The organism is Streptomyces sp. NPDC052687, from assembly GCF_040678395.1.
GTDB lineage: Bacteria > Actinomycetota > Actinomycetes > Streptomycetales > Streptomycetaceae > Streptomyces.
Window position 1 is genome coordinate 82030 of record NZ_JBFATR010000019.1, and the last position, 19889, is coordinate 101918.

Sequence of the window (19889 nt, forward strand, 5' to 3'; positions counted from 1 at the left end):
TCGTCCAATCGATTGAAGTGCTCAGCGCTGGTAGCGGGCCAGCACCAGGTTGCCGTCGTCCTCCAGGCGGTCGCGCAGCTCCTCCAGGCCGATCGCGCCGCTGTAGTACTCCTGGAACGCCGGGGTGGCCACCTTGTCCTTCCACTCGGGATAGCCCCGGACCGCCTGGGCGGGTGCCGAGCGCAGGTGGGCGGCGAGGGCGGTGCCGGTCGCCCAGCCGTGCTCGGCGGTGTGCAGGGCCGGGTCCTTCAGCGCCTCGGTGCCGGTCGGCAGCATCCAGTCGCCGAGGGCGAGCCGCACCATGTTCTCCGGTCGGAGCAGGAAGTCGACGAACGCGGCGGCCTCCTTCTTGTGCGGGCTGTCCTCGGCGATGGACAGCGTCTGCGGGCTGACGCCCTGGGCGAGTCCGTCCGCGCCGGCCGGGGCGGGCAGCACCTGCCAGTCGAAGCCCTCCGGGGCCTGCTGGACGATCTGCTGACGGTAGGAGAAGCCCAGCGGGACCATCGCGTACCTGCCGCCGAAGAAGCCGGGCAGGGTGTCCGAGCCGCCGCTGCCCAGGGTGGTGGGCGAGGCGCTGCGGTCGGTGGTGACCTGGTCGTGGATCGTGCGCGGCAGCACCGCGTCGGCCTCCTCGAAACGGACGGTGACCTTTCCGTCCGCGCCCCGGTGGAACAGCCGGCCGCCCGCCGACAGCGAGAGGTTGAGCGTGGCGGAGACGGGCTCCTTCAGCGGCCAGGCCACGCCGTACTTCCCGTCCCCCGACAACTGCCGCGTGACCTCGCGGAACTCCGCCCACGTCCACGGGTCCTCGGGCGTCGGGATGCGCACCCCCGCCTCCCGCAGCCAGGTCGCGTTGGCGATGAGGACTCTGGGCTCCTGGAGGAACGGCACGCCGTAGACGCCGTCGCCGAAGGTCACCGTGGACCAGGTGCGCCGCGGGATGCCGGCCTTGAGCCGCTCGGACAGCAGGTCCGTCAGATCGGCGAGGTAGCCGCCGTACGCGAAGTCCGCGAGGTCGTCGGAGGCGTCGTGGATGATGTCCGGGGCCTCGCCGCCCTCGAAGGAGGTGAGGAGCTGGTCGTGGACGCTGTCCCAGCTGCCCTGGACGTACTCCACGCGGACGTCCGGGTGGGCCGCGTTCCACTCGGCCACCAGCTCCTTGTTGGCCTCGACGGATTCCTGCTGCCAGGCCAGGGACTGGAACCGCAGGGTGATCCGGCCGTCGCCGCGCCGGTCGTCCCCGCCGCCGGAGCAGCCCGCGAGCAGTACGAGGACCGCGACGAGCGCGGCCGTGAACCGGGTGCGCATCAGCCTTTCACCGCCCCGGCGAGCATGCCGCCCGTGATCCGCCGCTGGATGACAGCGAAGACGACCAGCGAGGGCAGGGTGGCGAGGAACGCGGCGGCGGCGAGGGGGCCGAGGTCGGCGACGCCCTCCGCGCCGATGAAGTGGGTGAGGATCACGGGCAGGGTCTGTTTCTCCGGGGACTTGAGCAGGACCAGCGCGAAGAAGAACTCGTTCCACGCGGTGATGAAGGCGAACAGCGCCGTCGCCACGATGCCCGGCGCGAGCAGCGGCGCGGTCACCGACACCAGGGTCCGCAGCCGCCCGGCCCCGTCGACCGCGGCGGCCTCCTCCAGCTCGGTGGGCACCGCGCGGACGTATCCGACGAGCATCCACAGCGCGAACGGCAGCGCCCACACCACGTACACCAGCACCAGCCCCGCCAGGGAGTCGATCAGCCGCAGGTTCTTCAGGAGCAGGAACAGCGGAATGATCACGAGCACGAACGGGAACGCCTGGCTGACCACGACCCACCCGGTCGCGGCCCGCGCCAGCCGGGTGCGGTGGCGGGCCATGACGTAGGCCATCGGCGTGGCGATCAGCACGGCGACGAGGGCGGCCCCGGCCGCGGCGAGCAGCGAGTTGAGCGCCGCCTGGAGCAGTGGCTGCTCGTCGAAGGCCTGCCGGAAGTTGGCCAGGGTGGGGTGGTCGGGGATCCAGGCGGGGTGCGGGCTGCCCAGCTCGCGCGGCGGCTTGAAGGCCGTGGAGAGCAGCCAGAGGAAGGGGAAGGCGAGGAAGAGCAGATACGCGAGCAGCGCCGCGTACTGTCCGATCCGGGCTCCCGTACGGGTCCTCACGCGTCGTCACCTCCCTTGAGCCGGCCGGCCAGGAACACGGCGAGCAGGACCGAGATCACCGCCACCATGACGCAGCCCATCGCCGCCGCGTACCCGAACTGGCCGTACCGGAAGGCCTCCTCGTAGGCGAAGAGCATGGGAAGGCGGGTGCGGCCGCCGGGGCCGCCGTTGGTCAGGACGTAGACCAAGGCGAACGCATTGAAGTTCCAGATGAAGTTCAGGGCGGTGACGGCGAGCGCGACGGGGCGCAGGGCGGGCCAGGTCACCGTGCGGAAGCGGCGCCAGGCGCCCGCGCCGTCGACGGCCGCCGCCTCGTGCAGTTCGCGCGGGATGTTCTGCAGTCCGGCGAGCAGGGCGACCGTGGTCTGCGGCATCCCGGCCCAGACACCGACGAGGATCACCGCCGGGAGCGCGGTGCCGAGGCCGCTGAGCCAGTCGCGGCCGTCGCCGAGGCCGAGGTCGCGCAGGGTCTCGTTGAGGATGCCGGCGTCCGGGTTGTAGACCAGCCGCCACATGATGCCGACGACCACCTCCGGCATCGCCCACGGCACGATCGCCAGCGCGCGGGCGAGCCATCTCAGCCGCAGGTTCTGATTCAGCAGCAGCGCGAGGCCGAGCGCCAGCAGGAACTGCGGCACCGTCACCCCGACCGCCCAGACCAGGCCGATGCGGAAGGACTCCCAGAACAGGGTGTCGCGGGCGAGGTCGGTGAAGTTGAGCCCGCCGATCCACTGCGTCGGCTCGGTGCGGCCCGACTGGGCGTCGGTGAAGGCCAGCGAGACGCCGTAGAGCAGCGGGCCGACGCTCAGCAGCAGGATGGGGATCAGCGCGGGCAGCACCAGGAACCAGGCACCGGGGCCGGCGCCGCCGCCACGCCTTCGGCGGCCCGGGCTCGGCGGGCTCTGTGACGCGCGCCCGGCCTCGGTCACCACGGTCACGTATCGGCTCCTTTGGCGGCTCGTGACGGTCCGGGCCCGGCGGGCCTCCGTCATGGTCGTGAAGGGGGGATGCGCCGTCAAGGCACCGCGCACACGGTCCGACCTGTGCGGATGCGAGACTGACCGCGGGGCGGCGGAAACCGGCCACCCCGGTGCGAGGGCACGACGGACGACAGCGACGAAGACGAAGACGAAGACGGAGGCGGGCGATGGACGAGGCACAGGCGCGGGACGTACTGGCCAGGGCGAGAGTGCTGCCCGGCCCGGCGCGGGACGCCCGGCTGCTCGCCCTGGGCGAGAACGCCGTGTTCGCCTCCGGCGGCCTGGTCGTGAAGGTGGGCCGCGACGCCGAGTTGCTGGGCCGGGCCCGCCGTGAGCTGGCCGTCGCGGGGTGGCTGGAAGAGGCCGGTGTCCCCGCGGTGCGGGCGGCCGAGCCGGAGCCGCTGCTCGTCGAAGGCCACCCGGTGACGGTGTGGCACCGGCTGCCCGACCCCGTACGCCCCGCGGAGCCGCGTGATCTGGCCGCGCTGCTGCGGATCGTCCACGCACTGCCCTCTCCCCCCTTCGAGCTGCCGCCCCGCGATCTGCTGGGCGGGGTGGAACGCTGGCTGCGTCTGGCCGGCGAGGCGATCGACCCCGCGGACGCGGCGTATCTGCGCGAGCGGCGGGACGGTTTCGCGGCGGCCGCGGCCGCGCTCACCCCACGGCTGCCGCGGGGGCCCATCCACGGCGACGCGCTGCCCCGCAACGTGCACATCGGTCCCGACGGGCCGGTCCTGGTGGACCTGGAGACCTTCTCCGCCGATCTGCGCGAGCACGACCTGGTGGTGATGGCCCTCTCCCGCGACCGCTACGGCCTGCCGGCCGAGGCCTACGACTCCTTCACCGCGGCCTACGGCTGGGACGTGCGCGAGTGGGAGGGCTGTGCGGTGCTGCGCGGCGCCCGGGAGACGGCGAGCTGCGCCTGGGTGGCCCAGCAGGCGCCGGGGAACCCGAAGGCGCTGGCCGAGTTCGAGCGGCGGGTGGCGTCGCTGCGGGACGGGGACCCGGCGGTGCGCTGGTATCCGTTCTGAGGCGAGGTGGTTCCCCGCGGCGGCCGGCCGGTCGGCCGGGGAGATGGTTCTCCGCGGTGGTCGCCCGGTCAGCCGGTCGTCGCGGTGGCCGGCCGGTCAGCCGGTAGCCGCAGTGGTCGGCTCCCGCACCGGCCAGGCGCCGTCCACCACGGCCGCCGCGTCGCCCTTGCGGCGCAGGAAGTTCTGGAAGTCCGCCGCCCACTCGGCGTACCACTCGATCTGGCGGCGGTGCAGCTCAGCCGGGCCGAGGGCCGCGATCTTGGGGTGGCGGCCGGCTATCGCGCGGGCCAGCCGGGCGGCGGCGAGGGCGTCGGCGGTGGCGTCGTGGGCGGAGTCGAGCGGCACGCCGTACTCGGTGCAGACGGCTTCGAGGGTGCGCTTGCCGCGGCGGTAGCGGTCGGCGCGGCGGTCGATGGTGTACGGGTCGATGACCGGGGCGGGGGCCTGGCCGCCGAGGCGGTCGCGCAGGGACGGCAGGCCGTACCGCCGCAGTTCGGCGGAGAGCAGGGTCAGGTCGAAGGAGGCGTTGTAGACGACGACCGGGACGCCCGTCTTCCAGTACCCCGTGAGGACGTCCGCGACGGCGTCCGCGACCCGGTCGGCGGGCCGGCCCTCGGCCGCCGCGCGTTCGTTGCTGATGCCGTGCACGGCGACCGCGTCCGCCGGGATCTCGACCCCCGGGTCCGCGAGCCATTCCCTGCGGCCCAGGGGCTGCCCGTCCCTGACCTCGATCACGGCGGCCGTGACGATGCGTGCGGTGTGCGGATCCGTCCCCGTCGTCTCCAGGTCGAAGCCGGTCAGCAGCTCCCGGTGCCAGCCCATGGGCGGTCCCCCTCCTCGGTGGTGCTCTCCCCCAGTGGTCTCCACCCTCGCATGCGCCACTGACAATCGGCGGACCGCCTTCCGCTTAGCGGTGCGCCAAGAGCCGCGTTCCCCACCACAGGCCGCATTTCACGACACAGGCCGCGAATCGGCCCAGGCCAGCTCGAACTCCTCCCGGTAGGTGGGGAAAAGCCCGCCGTCCAGCGCCCCCTCCGGGTCGTCCGCCCTGACCACCCGGCTGCCACCGCGCAGCACCAGCACGGGCGCCTCCATGCCGCGCGTCCGGCGCAGATAGGACTGCACGACCGCGATGCCGTCGGAGCCGTCGCCGTCGACGAGATAGGCGGTGAAGCGCGGGGTCTCGTCGAAGACCTGGATCTCGAAGGCGCCGGGGTCGCGCAGCCGGGCCCGCACCCGGCGCATGTGCAGGATGTTCATCTCGACGGCCCGGCTCAGTTCGCCGCGTTTGATGCCCAGTTCGCGCTCGCGCCGCTTCACGGCGCTGGAGGCCGGGTTGAGGAACAGCAGCCGGACCCGGCAGCCGGCCTCGGCGAGGCGGACCAGGCGCCGCCCGGAGAAGTTCTGCACGAGCAGGTTGAGGCCGATGCCGATGGCGTCGAGGCGGCGGGCGCGGCCGAAGATGTCCTCGGCCGGGAACTGGCGCAGCAGCCGCACCCGGTCGGGGTGGACGGCGACCACGTCGGCGTACCGGTCGCCGACCAGGTCCTCGACCGCGTCGACGGGCAGCCGGCGCGCCGACGGCACGTCGCCGCCCGCGCCCAGGATCTCCAGCAGCCGCGCCGAGGCCCGCTCGGCCTGGCTCAGCACGGCCTCGGACAGGGCCCGGTTGCGGGAGACGACGTTGCGGGTCACCTCCAGTTCGTCGAGCGCGAGTTCGACATCGCGGCGCTCGTCGATGTACGGCTCGAAGCACGGCCAGTGCTGCACCATCAGCTCGCGCAGCTGCGGCAGGGTGAGGAAGCTGAGGACGTTGTCGTCGGCCGGGTCGAGCAGATAGCCCTTGCGGCGGCTGACCTCGCGGACCGCGACCGCGCGCTGCACCCACTCCTGGCCGGCCGGTCCGGCGGCGGCGACCACCCAGTCGTCGCCGTGGACGGGTTCGTAGATGGGGCGCAGCACGGCGGCCACCACCGCGCGCAGCCGCTGTTCCACCAGGTTCAGCCAGATGTACGCCCGGCCCGCCCGCTGGGCGCGGGTGCGCACCTCGCGCCAGGCGTCGGCGTCCCAGTCCAGTTCTGGGCCGATGGAGCCCGTCTCCATCGGTCTGGCCAGGGACACCGTGCCGGGCGGGACGTCTGTGGAGTTCCCCTCGTGACCAGCCTCGTCACCAGGGGGCAGCTCCAGCCCTCCCGAGCCCACCCGCGCACCGCCTTCCACTTACCGCCACTCCCGTGTCAACGATCAAGGAAGGGTACTCCGGGAGCGGTCGGCGGTGCAGCCTGATGGACGCGGACCTTTACTCAACCTCCCTAGTCGGGTTGGCCGTTCTCGCCCGCCAGCTCCTTCGGAGTGAGCGGATTCATAGCGGTGACGTCGCGCGGGGAGATGGAGAAGCCCTGCCAGTGGACCGGCATGGGCTGCTGGTCCTCGTCGCGGGCGATGTGGTGGAAGCCGATGTTCATCCAGACCACGGGCCGGGTGAGGGTCTGCCCATTGACCCACTTGTCGACCGACCGCCCGCCGCCGGGACCGCAGTCGTGCGGGTTGTCACTGGCGTACTGCTCGCACTTCTTGTACTCGGTGAAGTAGATGTCGTGCTTGGTGAAGGCACGGCCCGGGTACTTGGCGGTGGGGCCGGGAACCAGTTCGTACGACCGCGGGTGCCCGTCCTTGTTCTTGCCGGCCGTGCTCACCACGCGCCACCAGCGCATGTTCTTGATATCGCCGGCGAGTTCCTTGGCGACCTTGGTGCGGGTTGTCTTGTTGGACGGCCCCGGGCGGCCCTGGCCGGGCGGGCTGACCGTCGAGTCGTACTGTTCGATCTTCGTCTTGGAGGAGCCGTCGAGCGCGAAGTCGAGCTTCCAGAAGACGTTGTGGCTGTGGCTGGTCGCCCTGGCCTCGGCGCCCTTGCCGATCGGCCACCCGCGGCCGTCACCGGCGTCGTAGTCGTGGGGCGAGAGGCTGCCGGTCGCGCCGACGTTCATGGAGATGGTGCCGTCGTCGGAGAAGCGCCACTCGGTGATGTACTCGTACCAGTCGACCTCGTTGACGCTGTAGACGAGCAGGTCCCTGCCCTGCTTCTGATAGGACTTGCCCGTGTCCGGCTGGTAGCGGTAGGCGTGGCCGCGGGCGCGGGTGGTGGTGCACAGGCCCTTGACCGCGGCGGAGCCGGGCACCTTGACGGTCTTGATGGTGCCGCCGGGGCATTCGCCGGGCGACATCTCCAGCAAGCCCTTGCCGAAGAAGTAGTCCGTCAGGTCGTTGAACTCGCTGTGGCCGTCGTCGTACGGCACGTGGATCTGGGCGAGCTTGGCGCTGTTGAGGACCTTGATCGGGCGGGCCTCGCCCGGCGGCTGATAGGAGATGTCCTCCAGGACGATCCCCTCGCGGGGCTCGGGACGCCAGCACATCCGCCAGGTGGTGCCGGAGACAAGCTTCTCTTCGATCCGGAAAGCCGCGCTGCAGTCGGCGGCGGGCGCCGCGGGGGCGGCCTCGGACTGGCCGGCGGGCTCGGCCGCGGCCGGCCCCGCGCCGGCCGCGGTTCCGGCGGCCAGCGCGGCGAGGGTGAGTCCTAGGGCGGCCCGCGTACGGGCACGGCTGATTCTTCTCGCAGACATCAGAGATTGACTCCCTTACAGGAGAAGCAAGCCCTCATGGGAGGAGCAGGTCCTCTGGAGGTGAGTTGGCAGAGTGAACCCTCGACGGGCTCAGTCGCGGTCGAGCGCGGTGACCTTGCGCGTGCTCAGGTCGATCACCAGGTGCCCCGCGTCGATCCACGGGCCGTTCTTGACCTTCGGGTACAGCCGCGCGCAGCGGTGCTCACCGCACCGGTCGAGAGCGGCGGGCTGGGCACCGGGTGCCGCGTCGTAGATCATGCTGTGCAGCACGAGCTGGTCCGGCGAGGTCAGTTCCTCGCCGGTGGCGTCCTTGTGGTCCGTCTTCAGCTCCGCGGCCAGCGGATCGGCGAGCAGCAGCCGGGCCGCCTCGGTCTCCTCCGCCCGGCTCAGCGGCGGCTGGACGCCCCGCTGGGTGTCCGTCCGCTCCACCTTGCCGGTCTCCAGGTTGACCGTCCGGGTGACGAGGGTGTCGTCCTTGTAGTCGTAGAAGCTCACCTCGGCGCGCCGGGGCGCGCCCGGGTCGTCGAGTTCGCCGGCCTCCGGATCGGCGAGCTCGATTCCGACGCGCTGCGGCCCGCGGTCCCCGTCGACGTCCTCGCTGGAGCGGACGAGCTGCGGGCTGAGCGCGATCCGTTCGACCCGCTTCGCCTCGTCGTCGGTGAGCGGGTCCCGCCCCGTGCCCTTCTCGCCCTCGGGCGGCGCCTCCTCGACGGCGCCCGGCTCGACCGCGGTCTGTCCGTCCGGGCCGCCCTGTCCTCCCGGGCCGCCCGGCGCCCGCCCCGCGACCGCTTGTCCGGCCGTGCGGCCGGCCCCCGGCCCCCCGGCCGAGTCCTCCGCACCGGCCGTGCCCGGCAGGGTGATCCCCACCATCAGCGCGGTCCCCGCGACCGCGATCCCCGTTCCGGCCACCACCTTGCCCAGGTGGCGGCGCACTGTCTCGCGCACATCGTCCCCCTGCTCCCGCGCTGTATCTGGGAGTACGTCCGTCGGTGCCCCGCTTGTTCGTGCAGACGCGTATGCACTGGTCGCCCGGTAAGAGGGAAAGAGGGCAGGGAAGGTTCCCTCACTTTCGAAGGAGACTCGGACCCAAGGCACCCCTCGTCGCGCGGCACACCTGGAAGAGTCGTATCCATGCAGGTCTGGCCTGGAGAGGCGTATCCACTCGGCGCCACCTACGACGGCGCCGGCACGAACTTCGCGGTCTTCACGGAGGCCGCGGACCGAGTAGAGCTGTGTCTGCTGCACGACGACGGCTCGGAAACGGCGGTGGAACTACGGGAGAGTGACGGGTTCGTACGGCACGCGTACCTGCCGGGCGTGATGCCGGGGCAGCGGTACGGCTACCGCGTGCACGGCCCCTACGCCCCGGAGCGCGGGCTGCGCTGCAACTCGGCGAAGCTGCTGCTCGACCCGTACGCGCGTGCGATCAGCGGAACGATCGACTGGGGCGAGGAGGTGTACGGCTACCACTTCGGCGCGCCCGACCGGCGCAACGACCTGGACTCCGCCCCGCACACCATGACCTCGGTCGTGGTGAACCCGTACTTCGACTGGGGCGACGACCGGCCGCCCCGCACGGAATACCACAAGACGGTGATCTACGAGGCGCATGTGAAGGGCCTCACCATGCGCCATCCGGGGCTGCCGGAGGAGCTGCGCGGCACCTACGCCGCACTGGCCCACCCGGCGCTGATCGAACACCTCACCGAACTGGGCGTGACGGCACTGGAGCTGATGCCCGTGCACCAGTTCGTGAACGATCACCGGCTGGTCGACATGGGCCTCAACAACTACTGGGGCTACAACACGATCGGCTTCTTCGCCCCGCACAACGCGTACGCCTCCTGGGGCGACCGCGGGCAGCAGGTGCTGGAGTTCAAGTCGGCGGTCCGCGCCCTGCACGAGGCGGGCATCGAGGTCATCCTCGACGTGGTCTACAACCACACGGCCGAGGGCAACCACCTGGGCCCGACCCTGTCCTTCCGGGGGCTGGACAACCCGCAGTACTACCGGCTCGCGGACGATCCCCGCTACTACATGGACACCACGGGCACCGGCAACTCCCTGCTGATGCGCTCCCCGCACGTGCTCCAGCTGATCATGGACTCGCTGCGGTACTGGGTGACCGAGATGCACGTCGACGGCTTCCGCTTCGACCTCGCCGCCACCCTCGCCCGCCAGTTCCACGAGGTGGACCGGCTGTCGTCCTTCTTCGACCTGGTGCAGCAGGACCCGGTCGTGTCCCAGGTGAAGCTGATCGCCGAGCCGTGGGACGTGGGCGAGGGCGGCTACCAGGTGGGGAACTTCCCGCCGCTGTGGACCGAGTGGAACGGCAAGTACCGCGACACCGTGCGGGACCTGTGGCGGGGCGAGCCGCGCACCCTCGCGGAGTTCGCCTCCCGGCTGACCGGCTCGTCCGATCTCTACCAGGACGACGGCCGGCGTCCGCTCGCCTCGATCAACTTCGTCACCTGCCACGACGGCTTCACCTTGCACGACCTGGTGTCGTACAACCACAAGCACAACGAGGCCAACGGCGAGGACAACCGCGACGGCGAGAGCCACAACCGCTCCTGGAACTGCGGGGCGGAGGGCGAGACCGACGACCCGGCCGTGCTGGAGCTGCGCGCGCGGCAGATGCGCAACTTCATCGCCACGCTGATGCTGTCCCAGGGCGTGCCGATGATCAGCCACGGCGACGAGTTCGCCCGCACCCAGCGCGGCAACAACAACGCCTACTGCCAGGACAGCGAGCTGTCCTGGGTGGAATGGCCGGACGGCGAGGGCCTGCCCCGGGAAATCCTGGAGTTCACCCGGGCGATGGTGTGGCTGCGCAAGGACCACCCCGTCTTCCGCCGCCGGCGCTTCTTCCACGGCCGGCCCGTGGAGGGCACCCACGACGACCTGTCCGACATCGCCTGGTTCACCCCCGACGGCCGGAAGATGACCCAGCGGGACTGGGAGTCGGCGCAGGCCTCGGCCCTGACGGTGTTCCTCAACGGCAACGCCATCTCCGAGCCGGGTCCGCGCGGGGAGCGCATCAGCGACGACTCCTTCCTGCTGATGTTCAACGCCTCCCCCAAGGCGCTGGACTTCCTGGTGCCGGTCAACCACGGCCGCCAGTGGCAGGTCGTCGTCGACACCGCCCGCCCGGACGGGGTGCCGCCGGGCTCGGGCGCGAAGGTCGCGGCCGGGGAGCGGCTGCGGCTCGTCGACCGGAGCCTGACGGTGCTGCAGCGGCCCGCCTGAGGGGCCGGGTACGGCGCGCGTCCGGGGTACACCGCCCCGCGCGCGCCGTACCCCGTCCGGCCCATGTGCCCGCCGCCCGGCCGGGGGACGATGACACGAAACGCGGCGGGGCGGGTACGTAGCTCTGCATGACCCCTCAGCGAGCTCACCCCACGGTGCCCACGGCCACGTACCGGCTCCAGCTCACGCCCGAGTTCCCGTTCGCCGCCGCGGCGGCGGCCGTGCCGTACCTGGCCTCGCTCGGCGTCTCGCACCTGCACCTGTCCCCCGTCCTGGAGGCCGTCCCCGGCTCGCTGCACGGCTACGACGTGGTGGACCACGCGCGCGTGCGCGGCGAGCTGGGCGGCGAGGACGGGCTGCGCGCGCTGTCCCGCACCGCGCGGGAGCACGGTCTCGGCCTGGTCGTGGACATCGTGCCCAACCACATGGCGATGGCGCCGCGGCACAACCGGGCCCTGTGGGAGGTGCTGCGGGAGGGGCCGAAATCGGCGTACGCGCGGTGGTTTGACATCGACTGGGAGGCGCAGGGCGGCCAGGTGCTGCTGCCGGTGCTGGGCGGTCCGCTCGGCGCGGAGCTGACGCACCTGAGGGCCGACGGCGACGTGCTGCGCTACTACGACCAGGTCTTCCCGCTGCGGGAGGGCACCGAGGACCTGCCGCTGCCGCAGCTGCTGGACGCCCAGTGGTACCGGCCCGTGTGGTGGCGGCTGGCCCGGACGGAGCTGAACTACCGGCGGTTCTTCAGCATCTCGGAGCTGATCGGGGTCCGCGTGGAGGACCCCGAGGTGTTCGACGCCACGCACGCGACCCTGCTGCGGCTGCTGCGCGAGGAGGTCGTGGACGGGCTGCGCGTGGACCACCCCGACGGGCTCGCCGACCCCGACGGCTACCTGCGGCGGCTGCACGAGGCGACCGGAGGCCGCTGGACGGTCGTCGAGAAGATCCTGTCGGACGGCGAGCGGCTGCCCGCCGCCTGGCCGGTCGCGGGCACCACGGGCTACGACGCCCTGCGGCACGTGGACGGCGTGTTCACGGACCCGGCGGGCGCCGCGGAACTGCTCTCCCGCTACCGGCGGTTCGCGGCCCCGCAGACGGACCGGGGCGGGCACTGGGAGGCCACCGCGCGGCGGGCGGCCCACCGGGTCCTGGAGCACGAGCTGGCCACCGAACTCGACCGGTTGACCCGCGTGGTGACCCGGCTGTGCGCCGCCTCCCCGGATCCGGCGCTGCGCGACCGGGCCCCCTGGGCGCTGCGCACGGCGCTGCGCGAGCTCCTGGTCCGTCTGGAGGTGTACCGGCCCTACGAGTCCGAGGACGCCGCCCTGGTCGTCACCGAGGAGCACGCGGCGGCGGCCCGGCAGGCGTTCGCCGTGCCGGAGGAGGCCGGGGCGGTCGACGTCGTGCGCGGGCTGCTGCTCGGGGAGTACGGCGACGGGCCGGACCGGCTGGAGTTCCGCACCCGGTTCGCGCAGACGGCGTCGGCGCTGCGCGCGAAGTCGGTGGAGGACACGGCGTTCTACCGCTATGTGCCGCTGCTGTCGGCCACCGAGGTGGGCGGGAATCCGGGGCGGCCGGCGGTGTCCCCCGGGGAGTTCCACGCGTACTGCGCGCGGTTGCAGCGCGACTGGCCGGTCACGGGGACCGTCGTCTCCACGCACGACACCAAGCGCAGCGCGGACGTGCGGGCGGCGCTGATGGTGCTCACCGAGTGCCCGGAGCGCTGGTCGGAGGCGCTGGGCGAGGTGAGCCGGGCCGACACGGGCGCCCCGGACGGGCAGCTGGCCTGGGCGGCCTGGCAGACCGTCTTCGGGCTGGGCCCGGCGGACCCGGAGCGGGTGCGGGACGCGCTGCTGAAGCATGTGCGCGAGGCCGGGATGCACACCAGCTGGACCGAGCAGGAGCCGCCGTACGAGGACGCCGTGGCGGCGTTCGTGGCGGCGGGGCCGTGCGGGGCGCCGGGCGAGCGGATGGCCGCGCTGCGCCGCGAGCTGGAGCCGCACATCCGGGCGAACGTGCTGGGGGTGGCGCTGGTGCATCTGACGATGCCGGGGGTGCCGGACGTGTACCAGGGCACGGAGGCCGAGTGCCGCAGCCTGGTCGACCCGGACAACCGGCGGCTCGTGCGGTTCCCGCCCGAGGATGCCGGCGTCAAGGGCGCGGTGACGGCCGCGGCGCTGCGGCTGCGGGCGCGGCGGCCGGAGGTCTTCGGGGTGGCGGCGTCGTACGCGCCGCTGGCCGCCGAGGGGCCCGCGGCGGACCACGTGCTGGCGTACGCGCGTTCCGGGCAGGCCGTCACCGCGGTCACCCGGCTGTCACTCCGCCTGGCCGGGGCGGGCGGCTGGCGGGACACCCGGCTCGCCCTGCCGCCGGGCCGCTGGGCCGACGCGCTGACCCCGGGTGGGCGGGAGTTCACCGGGCACGCGCGCGTGGAGGAGCTGTTCGAGCACCTTCCGGTGGCGCTGCTGGAGCGGGTGGGCGACGGGGACTGATCGACGGCGGGGAGGCCGGGGCCGGGGCGGCCGGAGGGAGGTGCGCCGGGGCCGGAGCGGGAGCGGGGGCCGAGGCGGGGGCGGGGGCGGGGGTGACGGGTGCCTCGGCTGGGAGGCGGGCGCGCAGGAGGTCGGTGAAGGTCTCCGTGACGCCGGTCGGGGGCACGCGCGAGAACAGGCTCAGGGGCCGCTTCCAGGGCGGCTCGTGCGAGAGCACCACGCAGTCCTCGCCGACGGCGCCGCGGACGACGTGCGAGGGCACGGCGCACACTCCGGCGCCGGCGGCGGCCATCCGCACCGCCGTGGAGCTGTGCTCGGTCCACACCGCGGTACGGGGCGTGAAGCCGGCCCGGCGGCAGGCCCAGTCGAGGACCCGCTCGCCCTGGACGAGGGGTTCCATGGCGCAGCGGACCCAGGGCCGGTCCGCCAGTTCGGGCAGCGACACCGACGTACGGCCCGCGAAGCGGTCGTCGAACGGCACGACGAGGACGATCTCCTCCTCCCCCAGGGGCACGAGGCTGCCGGGCCAGTCGGCGGGCGACGGGCCGATGGCGAGATCGGCCGTGCCGCGTTCGACGGCATCCCTCAGGGAGGCGGTCTCGGCGTACTCGTGCAAGCGCAGCAACACGTCCGGGTGGGTGGCGCCCCAGTGGGCGAACACCTCCGGCAGGACACCGACCGCGAGCGCGTGGACGGCCGCGATGTGCAGCTCACCGCCCTCCGCGCCGGCGGTCGCGCGGGCCGCGCGGCGGGCCTGGGCGGCGCTGCGGACCGCGAGTTCGGCGTGCGGGCGGAAGGCGCGGCCCATCGGCGTCAGCCGCACTCCGCGCGGGAGGCGTTCCAGGAGCGCGCCGCCCACGGACCGTTCCAGGGCCTTGATCTGGTGCGAGAGCGCGGGCTGTGACACGTGCAGCACCTCGGCGGCGCGGGTGAAGGATCCTTCCTCGATCACGGTCAGGAAGTACTCCATCTGACGCAGGCTCATGCCGGTTCCCCTTGGCCGTGTGTGTGGCCGTGGCCGGGGTTGGGGTCGCAGTCGCGCCCGTGGTCGTGGTCGTGGTCGTGGTCGTGGCTGTGCGCGTGCTCGCTGCCATAAACGTCGTTCATCGGATCCACAAGAACATTGCCTTGGACGCATGGCAAGGGGCGGGCGGAGGCTGGGCGCATGGACACAGCGGACGTCATCGTCATCGGCGGCGGCACCGGCGGTTACAGCACCGCCCTGCGTGCCGCGGCCCTCGGTCTCGAGGTCGTGCTCGTCGAGCGCGACAAGGTGGGCGGGACCTGTCTGCACCGCGGCTGTATCCCCAGCAAGGCGATGCTGCACGCGGCGGAACTGGTGGACGGGATCGCGGAGGCACGCGAGCGGTGGGGGGTGAAGGCGACCCTGGAGGCGGTGGACTGGCCGGCACTGGTCGCCACCCGGGACGGCATCGTGGCCCGCAACCACAGGGGCGTGGAGGCGCACTTGGCGCACGCGGGGGTGCGGGTGGTGCGGGGCAGTGCGCGGCTGACGGGGGCGCGCTCGGTCCGGGTGGACGGCGTGCGCGACCTCGCCGCGCGCCGTGGGATCGTCCTCGCGACCGGCTCACGCCCGCGCACGCTCCCGGGGCTCACACCGGACGGGCGGCGCGTGGTGACCAGTGACGACGCCCTGTTCGTGCCCGCGCTCCCGGATTCCGTGCTGGTGCTCGGGGGCGGCGCGATCGGCGTCGAGTACGCCTCGTTCCACCGCTCCATGGGTGCGCGGGTCACCCTCGTGGAAGCCGCCGACCGGATCCTGCCACTGGAGGACGCCGATGTCTCACGGCATGTGACGCGCGGTCTGAAGAAGCGCGGCATCGACGTGCGCGCCGGCGCGCGGCTGCTGGACGCGCAGGTGGTGGCGGACGGCGTGCGCGCGCGTGTGCGCACCGCCCGCGGAGAGGTCCGCGCGGTGGAGGCCGAGCGGCTGCTGGTGGCCGTCGGCCGGGTCCCGGTCACCGACCACCTGGACCTGGCCGCCGCCGGCCTGGCCGCGGACGAGCGGGGATTCGTCGTACCGGCGGACTGGGGCCAGCTGGAGACGGCCGTGCCCGGGGTGCACGTCGTGGGCGACCTGCTGCCCCCGCCGTCCCCCGGGCTGGCCCACGCCTCCTTCGCCGAGGGCCTGCTGGTGGCGGAGACACTGGCGGGGGTGGCGTCCGCGCCGGTCGACTACGCGGCGGTGCCCCGCGTGACGTACTCGTCGCCGCAGACGGCATCGGTGGGCCTGAGCGAGGCGGAGGCACGCGCGCGGGGGCACGAGGTGGCCGTGAACACGATGCCGCTGACGGCCGTGGCCAAGGGGATGGTGCACGGGCAGGGCGGGACGGTGAAGGTCGTCGCCGAGGCGGGCGGCGGGCGGGTGCTGGGCGTGCACCTGGTCGGCCCCCACGTGTCCGAGATGATCGCCGAGAGCCAGTTGATCGTCGGCTGGGACGCGGAGCCCGCCGACGTCGCCCGGCACGTGCACGCCCACCCGACGCTGTCGGAGGCGGTCGGCGAGGCGTTCCTGACCCTCGCCGGACGGGGGCTGCACCAGCAGTGACCACCGGGGCGCGCACCCCCGCGCACAGGCCGGATGTGCACTTGAGCGCCCCCCGGAGCCTCCCCTCTCGTTGCCTTGACACCGCCCCTGGACCGTGCGGTACTGCCGGTGCGAGCCGGGCGGACAAACGGGGGTGAGTCACCTGCCGGAGCTGCGCTATCCCACTGTGGCGGAACTGGTCGTCTCCACGCGCGCGTTGGCCTCGGCGCACCCCGGTTTGTGCACCCTGCGCGAGGTGGGCACCTCCCGCGCGGGGCGCCCGCTGCACGTGCTGTCCGTCGGCCGCGCGCGGCGCGCGGTGCTCGTCGTCGCGGGCGCCCACGCCAACGAGCCGGCCGGCGGCTCCACGCTCCTCGCGCTCGCCGAGCGGGTGGTGGCCGAACCGTCGCTGCGGTCGGGGACGTCCTGGCACTTCCTGCTGTGCGCGGACCCGGACGGGGCGAGCCTGCATGTGACGCCGGCGCCGCGCAGCCTGCTCGACTACCACCGCGGCTTCTTCCGGCCCGCCGGACCCGAGCAGCCGGAGTGGTCGCCGGCCGTGCTGCCCCCGGACCGGCTGCCGCCCGAGACCCGCGCCCTGACCGGGGTGATCGACGAGCTGCGCCCCTACCTCCAGGTGACCCTGCACGGAACCGATCTGGGCGGCAGCTGGGTGCAGTTGACCCGGGACATACCGGGGCTCGCGGAACCGTTCGCCAAGTCGGCGGCGGAGCTGCACATCCCGGTGGAGACGGGCGCGTCGGACGCCGCCGGCTGGCCCGCGTCGGGCCCCGGGGTGCATGTGATGCCGGCGCCCGGTTCGATCGCGTACCCGAGCCTGCCGGACGACGCCCGGCACAGCACCTGGTACCACGCGCACCGGTACGGCGGTCTGACCGCGGTGGTCGAGGTGCCGATGTGGGCGAGCGACCTCGTGGACGATCCGGCGCCCCACCCCGCCCCGGCGGCGGCGCTGCGGCGGCTGGCGGAGCGGCTGCTGCGGGACGCGCGGGAGGTCGAGGACGTCCTCACCGAGGCGCTGCCCCGCCTGGACGGCCTCGACGGGCCCCTGCTGCGGGCCACCCGATGGGTGCTGGAGCTGGTGCCGGGCCTGGCCGCGGACCTGATCCACACACCGCCCGCCGACCACACCATGGCGTACGTCGGCAGCGTGGACGCCTTCGCCCGGCGGCTGCCGCTGCGCGCCGCGGCGATGCTGCTGCGGGTCCTGCGCGAGGCCGACGACCGCGCGGTGCCCCGGCTGGAACGGCTCGTGACCACCTGGAGCGAGGCCTTCGCGGACCGCTTCCGCGCTCGTTGGATCCCCCTGCGGCACCAGGTCGAGCACCAGTCCCGCACGGTCGTCGCGGCGGCCCTGCACGCACGCGAACGCGCGGCGTGACGCGGGCGGCGGCAGAGTCGCGCCGGTCCGCCCCCATGCCGGTTCCCGAGACTTGACGCGCCCCGTGCCCACGCAGCCGCCCGTGACGCCGCACCAGCGCCGATCCCCCTCGATGTGCTCCCGAGGCCGGCCCGAGGCCCGCCACGGCCCGGTCCCACCGGTCGGCCCGCGCCCCCGCCCGGGTAGCGCACCGGCGACTCCCCCGAGCGGAACGCGTGGCCGTCCGGTCTCACCGGGTCCCCGGCCCCGACCGCTCCGCCCGAACCAAGCTCCCGCGGAGCCCGCAGACACCGGGCACCGACGCCGCGCCCGAGTCAGACCCGACGGCACACGCGTGCCGCACCCGAGTCGCACGCGTGCGCCATCCGGCATCACCGGGCCCCCGGCCCCGACCACCCCGTCGAAACCGGGTGTCTGCAGAGCCCGCAGACACCAGACCCCGACGCCGCGCCCGAGTCAGACCCGACGGCACACGCGCCGCGCCGCGTCAGGCGTCGAAGGCGAACAGCACCCCCGTCACCGCCTCCATCGCGCACGCGTTCGGGAAGGTTTCCCGGTAGTCGACGGGGTTCCCCTGCCACTCGCCGCGCGCCTCCGCGGTCACCGGTGCGTAGACCATCGGGCAGGCGGCGTCCCTCAGCGGGAAGCGGCGGATGTCGCCGGCCGCGGCGTCGAGCTGGGCGCAGGCCTCGGCGGCCCGTGTGTGACCCTGCGGTGGGTCGCACAGCAGCAGGGTGCCGCGCGTGTCGCCGACGGGTCGCGGTCCGGGTCGCAGGGAGAAGCCGAGACCCGGGGTGGGGATGTCGTCCCTGGTGACGGTGAGGTGGAGCCAGGTGCTGTGACCGATGTGAGCGGCCGGCTCGGCCATCGCCCGCGCGGGGGCCGCCGTGGCGGCGAGGACGGCGAACAGGGCGGCCGCCGTCACGGCCGGCGTCACGGCCGTACCCCGCGGCCGGCGGCGGGCGGCCTTCGCTGTGATGGTGTGCGTCATTCCCGGTGCATCGGCACGACGGGCTCGGAACCCCAGTCCGGCTCACCCGAACGGAACCGCGCGGGCGCCTGCCGCGCGGCCAGTTCGAACGCGGCGAGCACCACGCGGGACTGGTACTCGGCCTGGCGGGCCACCGGGACCCACGCGGCGCCGCAGCCGTCGCGGTAGTCGGCGCACCAGGCGTCCAGGAGCCGGTCCAGCTCGGGCAGCACGCCCGCCGGGTCACGGCCGGACCGGGTGACGAGCTGGTGCAGCAGTCCGCCCGTGCGCAGGGCGAGCCGGCGCCCGGCGATCCGCAGGGCGGTCAGGTGACCGGCGTCCGGCGGTGGCAGGGGCCGGGTCCGGTGGGCGCTGTCCGGGTCCCAGGCGTCGGCGAGACCGGGCCAGACGAGCAGGTAGTCGTCGACGGGCAGCCGCAGGCGGTCCGCGTCCGGCGCGCCCGCGGCGTACGGGGCCAGGCGGGCCAGCAGCTCCCGCAGCAGCCGCATGTCGTGCCGCAGCGTGCGGCTGACGGTGCGCAGCACCGCCTCCGGGTCGGCGGGCACGGAGGCGTCCTCCACGGCGGCCACGCCCCACATGGGCGCCTCCACGACGGCCGTGACGGTGCCGTACCGGTGCGGGTGGAACCAGGTGGACTCGACGGCGGCCTCGGTGATGGCCGCGGCCCGGTCACCCGGGTGGGGCGGTGGGATGCGGTAGACGGCGGGACCGAGGCTCGGCCAGTACAGGGTGTCGTAGGGGCCGAGTTCGCGCGGGACGCCCAGCCGGGTGGCGATGTCGGCGACGCGCTGGGCGAGTCCCGGCAGGTCACGGGTGAGTTCGACGAAGCCGCCGCCGACGTCGACGCCGTGCAGAGAGCACTGGAAGAAAGGTTTCAGCTCGTCCTGGAGAGCGAGCAGGGCACGCGTTTCCGGCAGGGCCGCGGCGGCGGCGCCGTCGGGCAGCCACTCGGGTTGTTCCAGGAAGCCGGGGCGGAAGAAGTGCCGGAAGTAGCGCCCGAGGTGGTACGGGCCGCTCAGCCAGCCCTCGTTGCGGCGCAGCCCGTCGGGGTCGAGGCACAGCAGCAGGTTCCAGGTGGCGTCGGCGCCCTCGGTCAGGCTCGGATCGGCGAGGGCGCGCTCGGCCAGGCGCAGCACGGTGACCCCGCCGACGGGCTCGTTGGCGTGCGGTCCGGCCACGACGAGGGCCTGGCGGCCGCCGTGGCCGACCGAGAGCAGCCACAGGGGCGTGCCCGCGCGGGAGGTGCCGACGCGGCGCAGCCGGGCGTCGCGCGGGTGCCGGGCGACCAGGGCGGCGGCCCGAGCGCCCAGCTCGTCGACGGTCGGGTAACGGCGGAGGGGCGGCAGAGCACACCTCCGTGGCGCCGTCGGTTCACCTGGTGTATGTGGTGTAGGCACAGTCAGTCACGACTTCAGGTGTACGTCAACACCGCGACCGG

At 73.6% G+C, this 19889-nt stretch carries 16 protein-coding genes; 5 read left to right on the plus strand and 11 right to left on the minus strand.

Going from position 1 to position 19889, the window contains the following annotated elements:
* Positions 1-21: 21 nt before the first annotated feature.
* Genes AB0K92_RS17865 through AB0K92_RS17875 form a run of 3 tightly spaced genes read right to left on the minus strand, consistent with a single transcriptional unit; the run spans position 22 to position 3079 of the window.
* Positions 22-1308 carry a sugar ABC transporter substrate-binding protein gene (locus tag AB0K92_RS17865; RefSeq protein WP_365923875.1) on the minus strand — a complete coding sequence of 429 codons (1287 nt, stop codon included), beginning with the start codon at positions 1306-1308 and terminating at the stop codon, positions 22-24.
* Positions 1308-2141 (minus strand): carbohydrate ABC transporter permease, encoded by an 834-nt coding sequence (locus AB0K92_RS17870; protein WP_365923877.1) that lies wholly within the window; start codon positions 2139-2141, stop codon positions 1308-1310. Before AB0K92_RS17870 ends, AB0K92_RS17865 begins: the two co-directional genes overlap by 1 nt.
* Positions 2138-3079 carry a sugar ABC transporter permease gene (locus AB0K92_RS17875; RefSeq protein ID WP_365923879.1) on the minus strand — a complete coding sequence of 314 codons (942 nt, stop codon included), beginning with the start codon at positions 3077-3079 and terminating at the stop codon, positions 2138-2140. Before AB0K92_RS17875 ends, AB0K92_RS17870 begins: the two co-directional genes overlap by 4 nt.
* A 209-nt stretch (positions 3080-3288) precedes the next feature.
* On the opposite strand from AB0K92_RS17875, the gene AB0K92_RS17880 reads away from it, so the two are divergent.
* On the plus strand, positions 3289-4152 hold the full coding sequence (locus AB0K92_RS17880; RefSeq protein WP_365923881.1) for an aminoglycoside phosphotransferase family protein: 864 nt from the start codon (positions 3289-3291) through the stop codon (positions 4150-4152).
* Between the two features lie 96 nt (positions 4153-4248).
* Here the strand turns inward: AB0K92_RS17880 and AB0K92_RS17885 are convergent, their stop codons facing one another.
* The 4 genes from AB0K92_RS17885 to AB0K92_RS17900 form a co-directional block, all read right to left on the minus strand.
* Positions 4249-4974, minus strand: coding sequence for a 3'-5' exonuclease (locus AB0K92_RS17885; RefSeq protein WP_365923883.1), 726 nt, complete (start codon positions 4972-4974; stop codon positions 4249-4251).
* Positions 4975-5103: 129 nt separating this feature from the next.
* A complete protein-coding gene (locus tag AB0K92_RS17890; RefSeq protein ID WP_365923885.1) occupies positions 5104-6354 on the minus strand; it encodes an SAV2148 family HEPN domain-containing protein in 1251 nt (416 codons plus the stop codon).
* A 110-nt stretch (positions 6355-6464) separates the two neighbouring features.
* Positions 6465-7772 (minus strand): copper amine oxidase, encoded by a 1308-nt coding sequence (locus tag AB0K92_RS17895; RefSeq protein WP_365923887.1) that lies wholly within the window; start codon positions 7770-7772, stop codon positions 6465-6467.
* Between the two features lie 90 nt (positions 7773-7862).
* Positions 7863-8717, minus strand: a complete 855-nt coding sequence (locus AB0K92_RS17900; RefSeq protein ID WP_365923889.1) for a Tat pathway signal sequence domain protein — start codon at positions 8715-8717, stop codon at positions 7863-7865.
* Positions 8718-8903: 186 nt separating this feature from the next.
* On the opposite strand from AB0K92_RS17900, the gene glgX reads away from it, so the two are divergent.
* Both glgX and treY read left to right on the plus strand, forming a co-directional pair.
* Positions 8904-11021, plus strand: coding sequence for a glycogen debranching protein GlgX (gene glgX, locus AB0K92_RS17905; protein ID WP_365923891.1), 2118 nt, complete (start codon positions 8904-8906; stop codon positions 11019-11021).
* A gap of 128 nt (positions 11022-11149) precedes the next feature.
* Positions 11150-13510 (plus strand): malto-oligosyltrehalose synthase, encoded by a 2361-nt coding sequence (gene treY / locus AB0K92_RS17910; protein WP_365923893.1) that lies wholly within the window; start codon positions 11150-11152, stop codon positions 13508-13510.
* Here the strand turns inward: treY and AB0K92_RS17915 are convergent.
* Together AB0K92_RS17915 and AB0K92_RS17920 are read right to left on the minus strand one after the other, a co-directional pair.
* A complete protein-coding gene (locus AB0K92_RS17915; RefSeq protein WP_365923895.1) occupies positions 13431-14495 on the minus strand; it encodes a LysR family transcriptional regulator in 1065 nt (354 codons plus the stop codon). The genes treY and AB0K92_RS17915 overlap by 80 nt on opposite strands.
* Positions 14492-14617, minus strand: a complete 126-nt coding sequence (locus AB0K92_RS17920; RefSeq protein ID WP_365923897.1) for a hypothetical protein — start codon at positions 14615-14617, stop codon at positions 14492-14494. Before AB0K92_RS17920 ends, AB0K92_RS17915 begins: the two co-directional genes overlap by 4 nt.
* A gap of 58 nt (positions 14618-14675) precedes the next feature.
* Between AB0K92_RS17920 and lpdA the strand changes: the two genes are divergently transcribed.
* Both lpdA and AB0K92_RS17930 read left to right on the plus strand, forming a co-directional pair.
* Positions 14676-16079, plus strand: a complete 1404-nt coding sequence (lpdA, locus tag AB0K92_RS17925; RefSeq protein WP_365923899.1) for a dihydrolipoyl dehydrogenase — start codon at positions 14676-14678, stop codon at positions 16077-16079.
* Between the two features lie 133 nt (positions 16080-16212).
* A complete protein-coding gene (locus tag AB0K92_RS17930) occupies positions 16213-17460 on the plus strand; it encodes a M14 family zinc carboxypeptidase (protein ID WP_365923901.1) in 1248 nt (415 codons plus the stop codon).
* A 487-nt stretch (positions 17461-17947) separates the two neighbouring features.
* On the opposite strand, the gene AB0K92_RS17935 is transcribed toward AB0K92_RS17930, so the two are convergent.
* Positions 17948-18451, minus strand: coding sequence for an SSI family serine proteinase inhibitor (locus tag AB0K92_RS17935; RefSeq protein WP_365923903.1), 504 nt, complete (start codon positions 18449-18451; stop codon positions 17948-17950).
* On the minus strand, positions 18448-19797 hold the full coding sequence (locus AB0K92_RS17940) for a M14 family zinc carboxypeptidase (protein ID WP_365923936.1): 1350 nt from the start codon (positions 19795-19797) through the stop codon (positions 18448-18450). The genes AB0K92_RS17935 and AB0K92_RS17940 overlap by 4 nt, the downstream gene beginning before the upstream one ends.
* Positions 19798-19889: the final 92 nt, after the last annotated feature.

What these genes read in the sequence shown, in the direction of transcription:
- AB0K92_RS17935 (WP_365923903.1), bottom strand. Translation starts at nt 18,451, where the DNA reads ATGACGCACACCATCACAGCGAAGGCCGCCCGCCGCCGGCCGCGGGGT.
- AB0K92_RS17915 (WP_365923895.1), bottom strand. Translation starts at nt 14,495, where the DNA reads ATGAGCCTGCGTCAGATGGAGTACTTCCTGACCGTGATCGAGGAAGGA.
- glgX (WP_365923891.1), top strand. Translation starts at nt 8,904, where the DNA reads ATGCAGGTCTGGCCTGGAGAGGCGTATCCACTCGGCGCCACCTACGAC.
- AB0K92_RS17885 (WP_365923883.1), bottom strand. Translation starts at nt 4,974, where the DNA reads ATGGGCTGGCACCGGGAGCTGCTGACCGGCTTCGACCTGGAGACGACG.
- AB0K92_RS17865 (WP_365923875.1), bottom strand. Translation starts at nt 1,308, where the DNA reads ATGCGCACCCGGTTCACGGCCGCGCTCGTCGCGGTCCTCGTACTGCTC.
- lpdA (WP_365923899.1), top strand. Translation starts at nt 14,676, where the DNA reads ATGGACACAGCGGACGTCATCGTCATCGGCGGCGGCACCGGCGGTTAC.
- AB0K92_RS17895 (WP_365923887.1), bottom strand. Translation starts at nt 7,772, where the DNA reads ATGTCTGCGAGAAGAATCAGCCGTGCCCGTACGCGGGCCGCCCTAGGA.
- treY (WP_365923893.1), top strand. Translation starts at nt 11,150, where the DNA reads ATGACCCCTCAGCGAGCTCACCCCACGGTGCCCACGGCCACGTACCGG.
- AB0K92_RS17920 (WP_365923897.1), bottom strand. Translation starts at nt 14,617, where the DNA reads ATGAACGACGTTTATGGCAGCGAGCACGCGCACAGCCACGACCACGAC.
- AB0K92_RS17880 (WP_365923881.1), top strand. Translation starts at nt 3,289, where the DNA reads ATGGACGAGGCACAGGCGCGGGACGTACTGGCCAGGGCGAGAGTGCTG.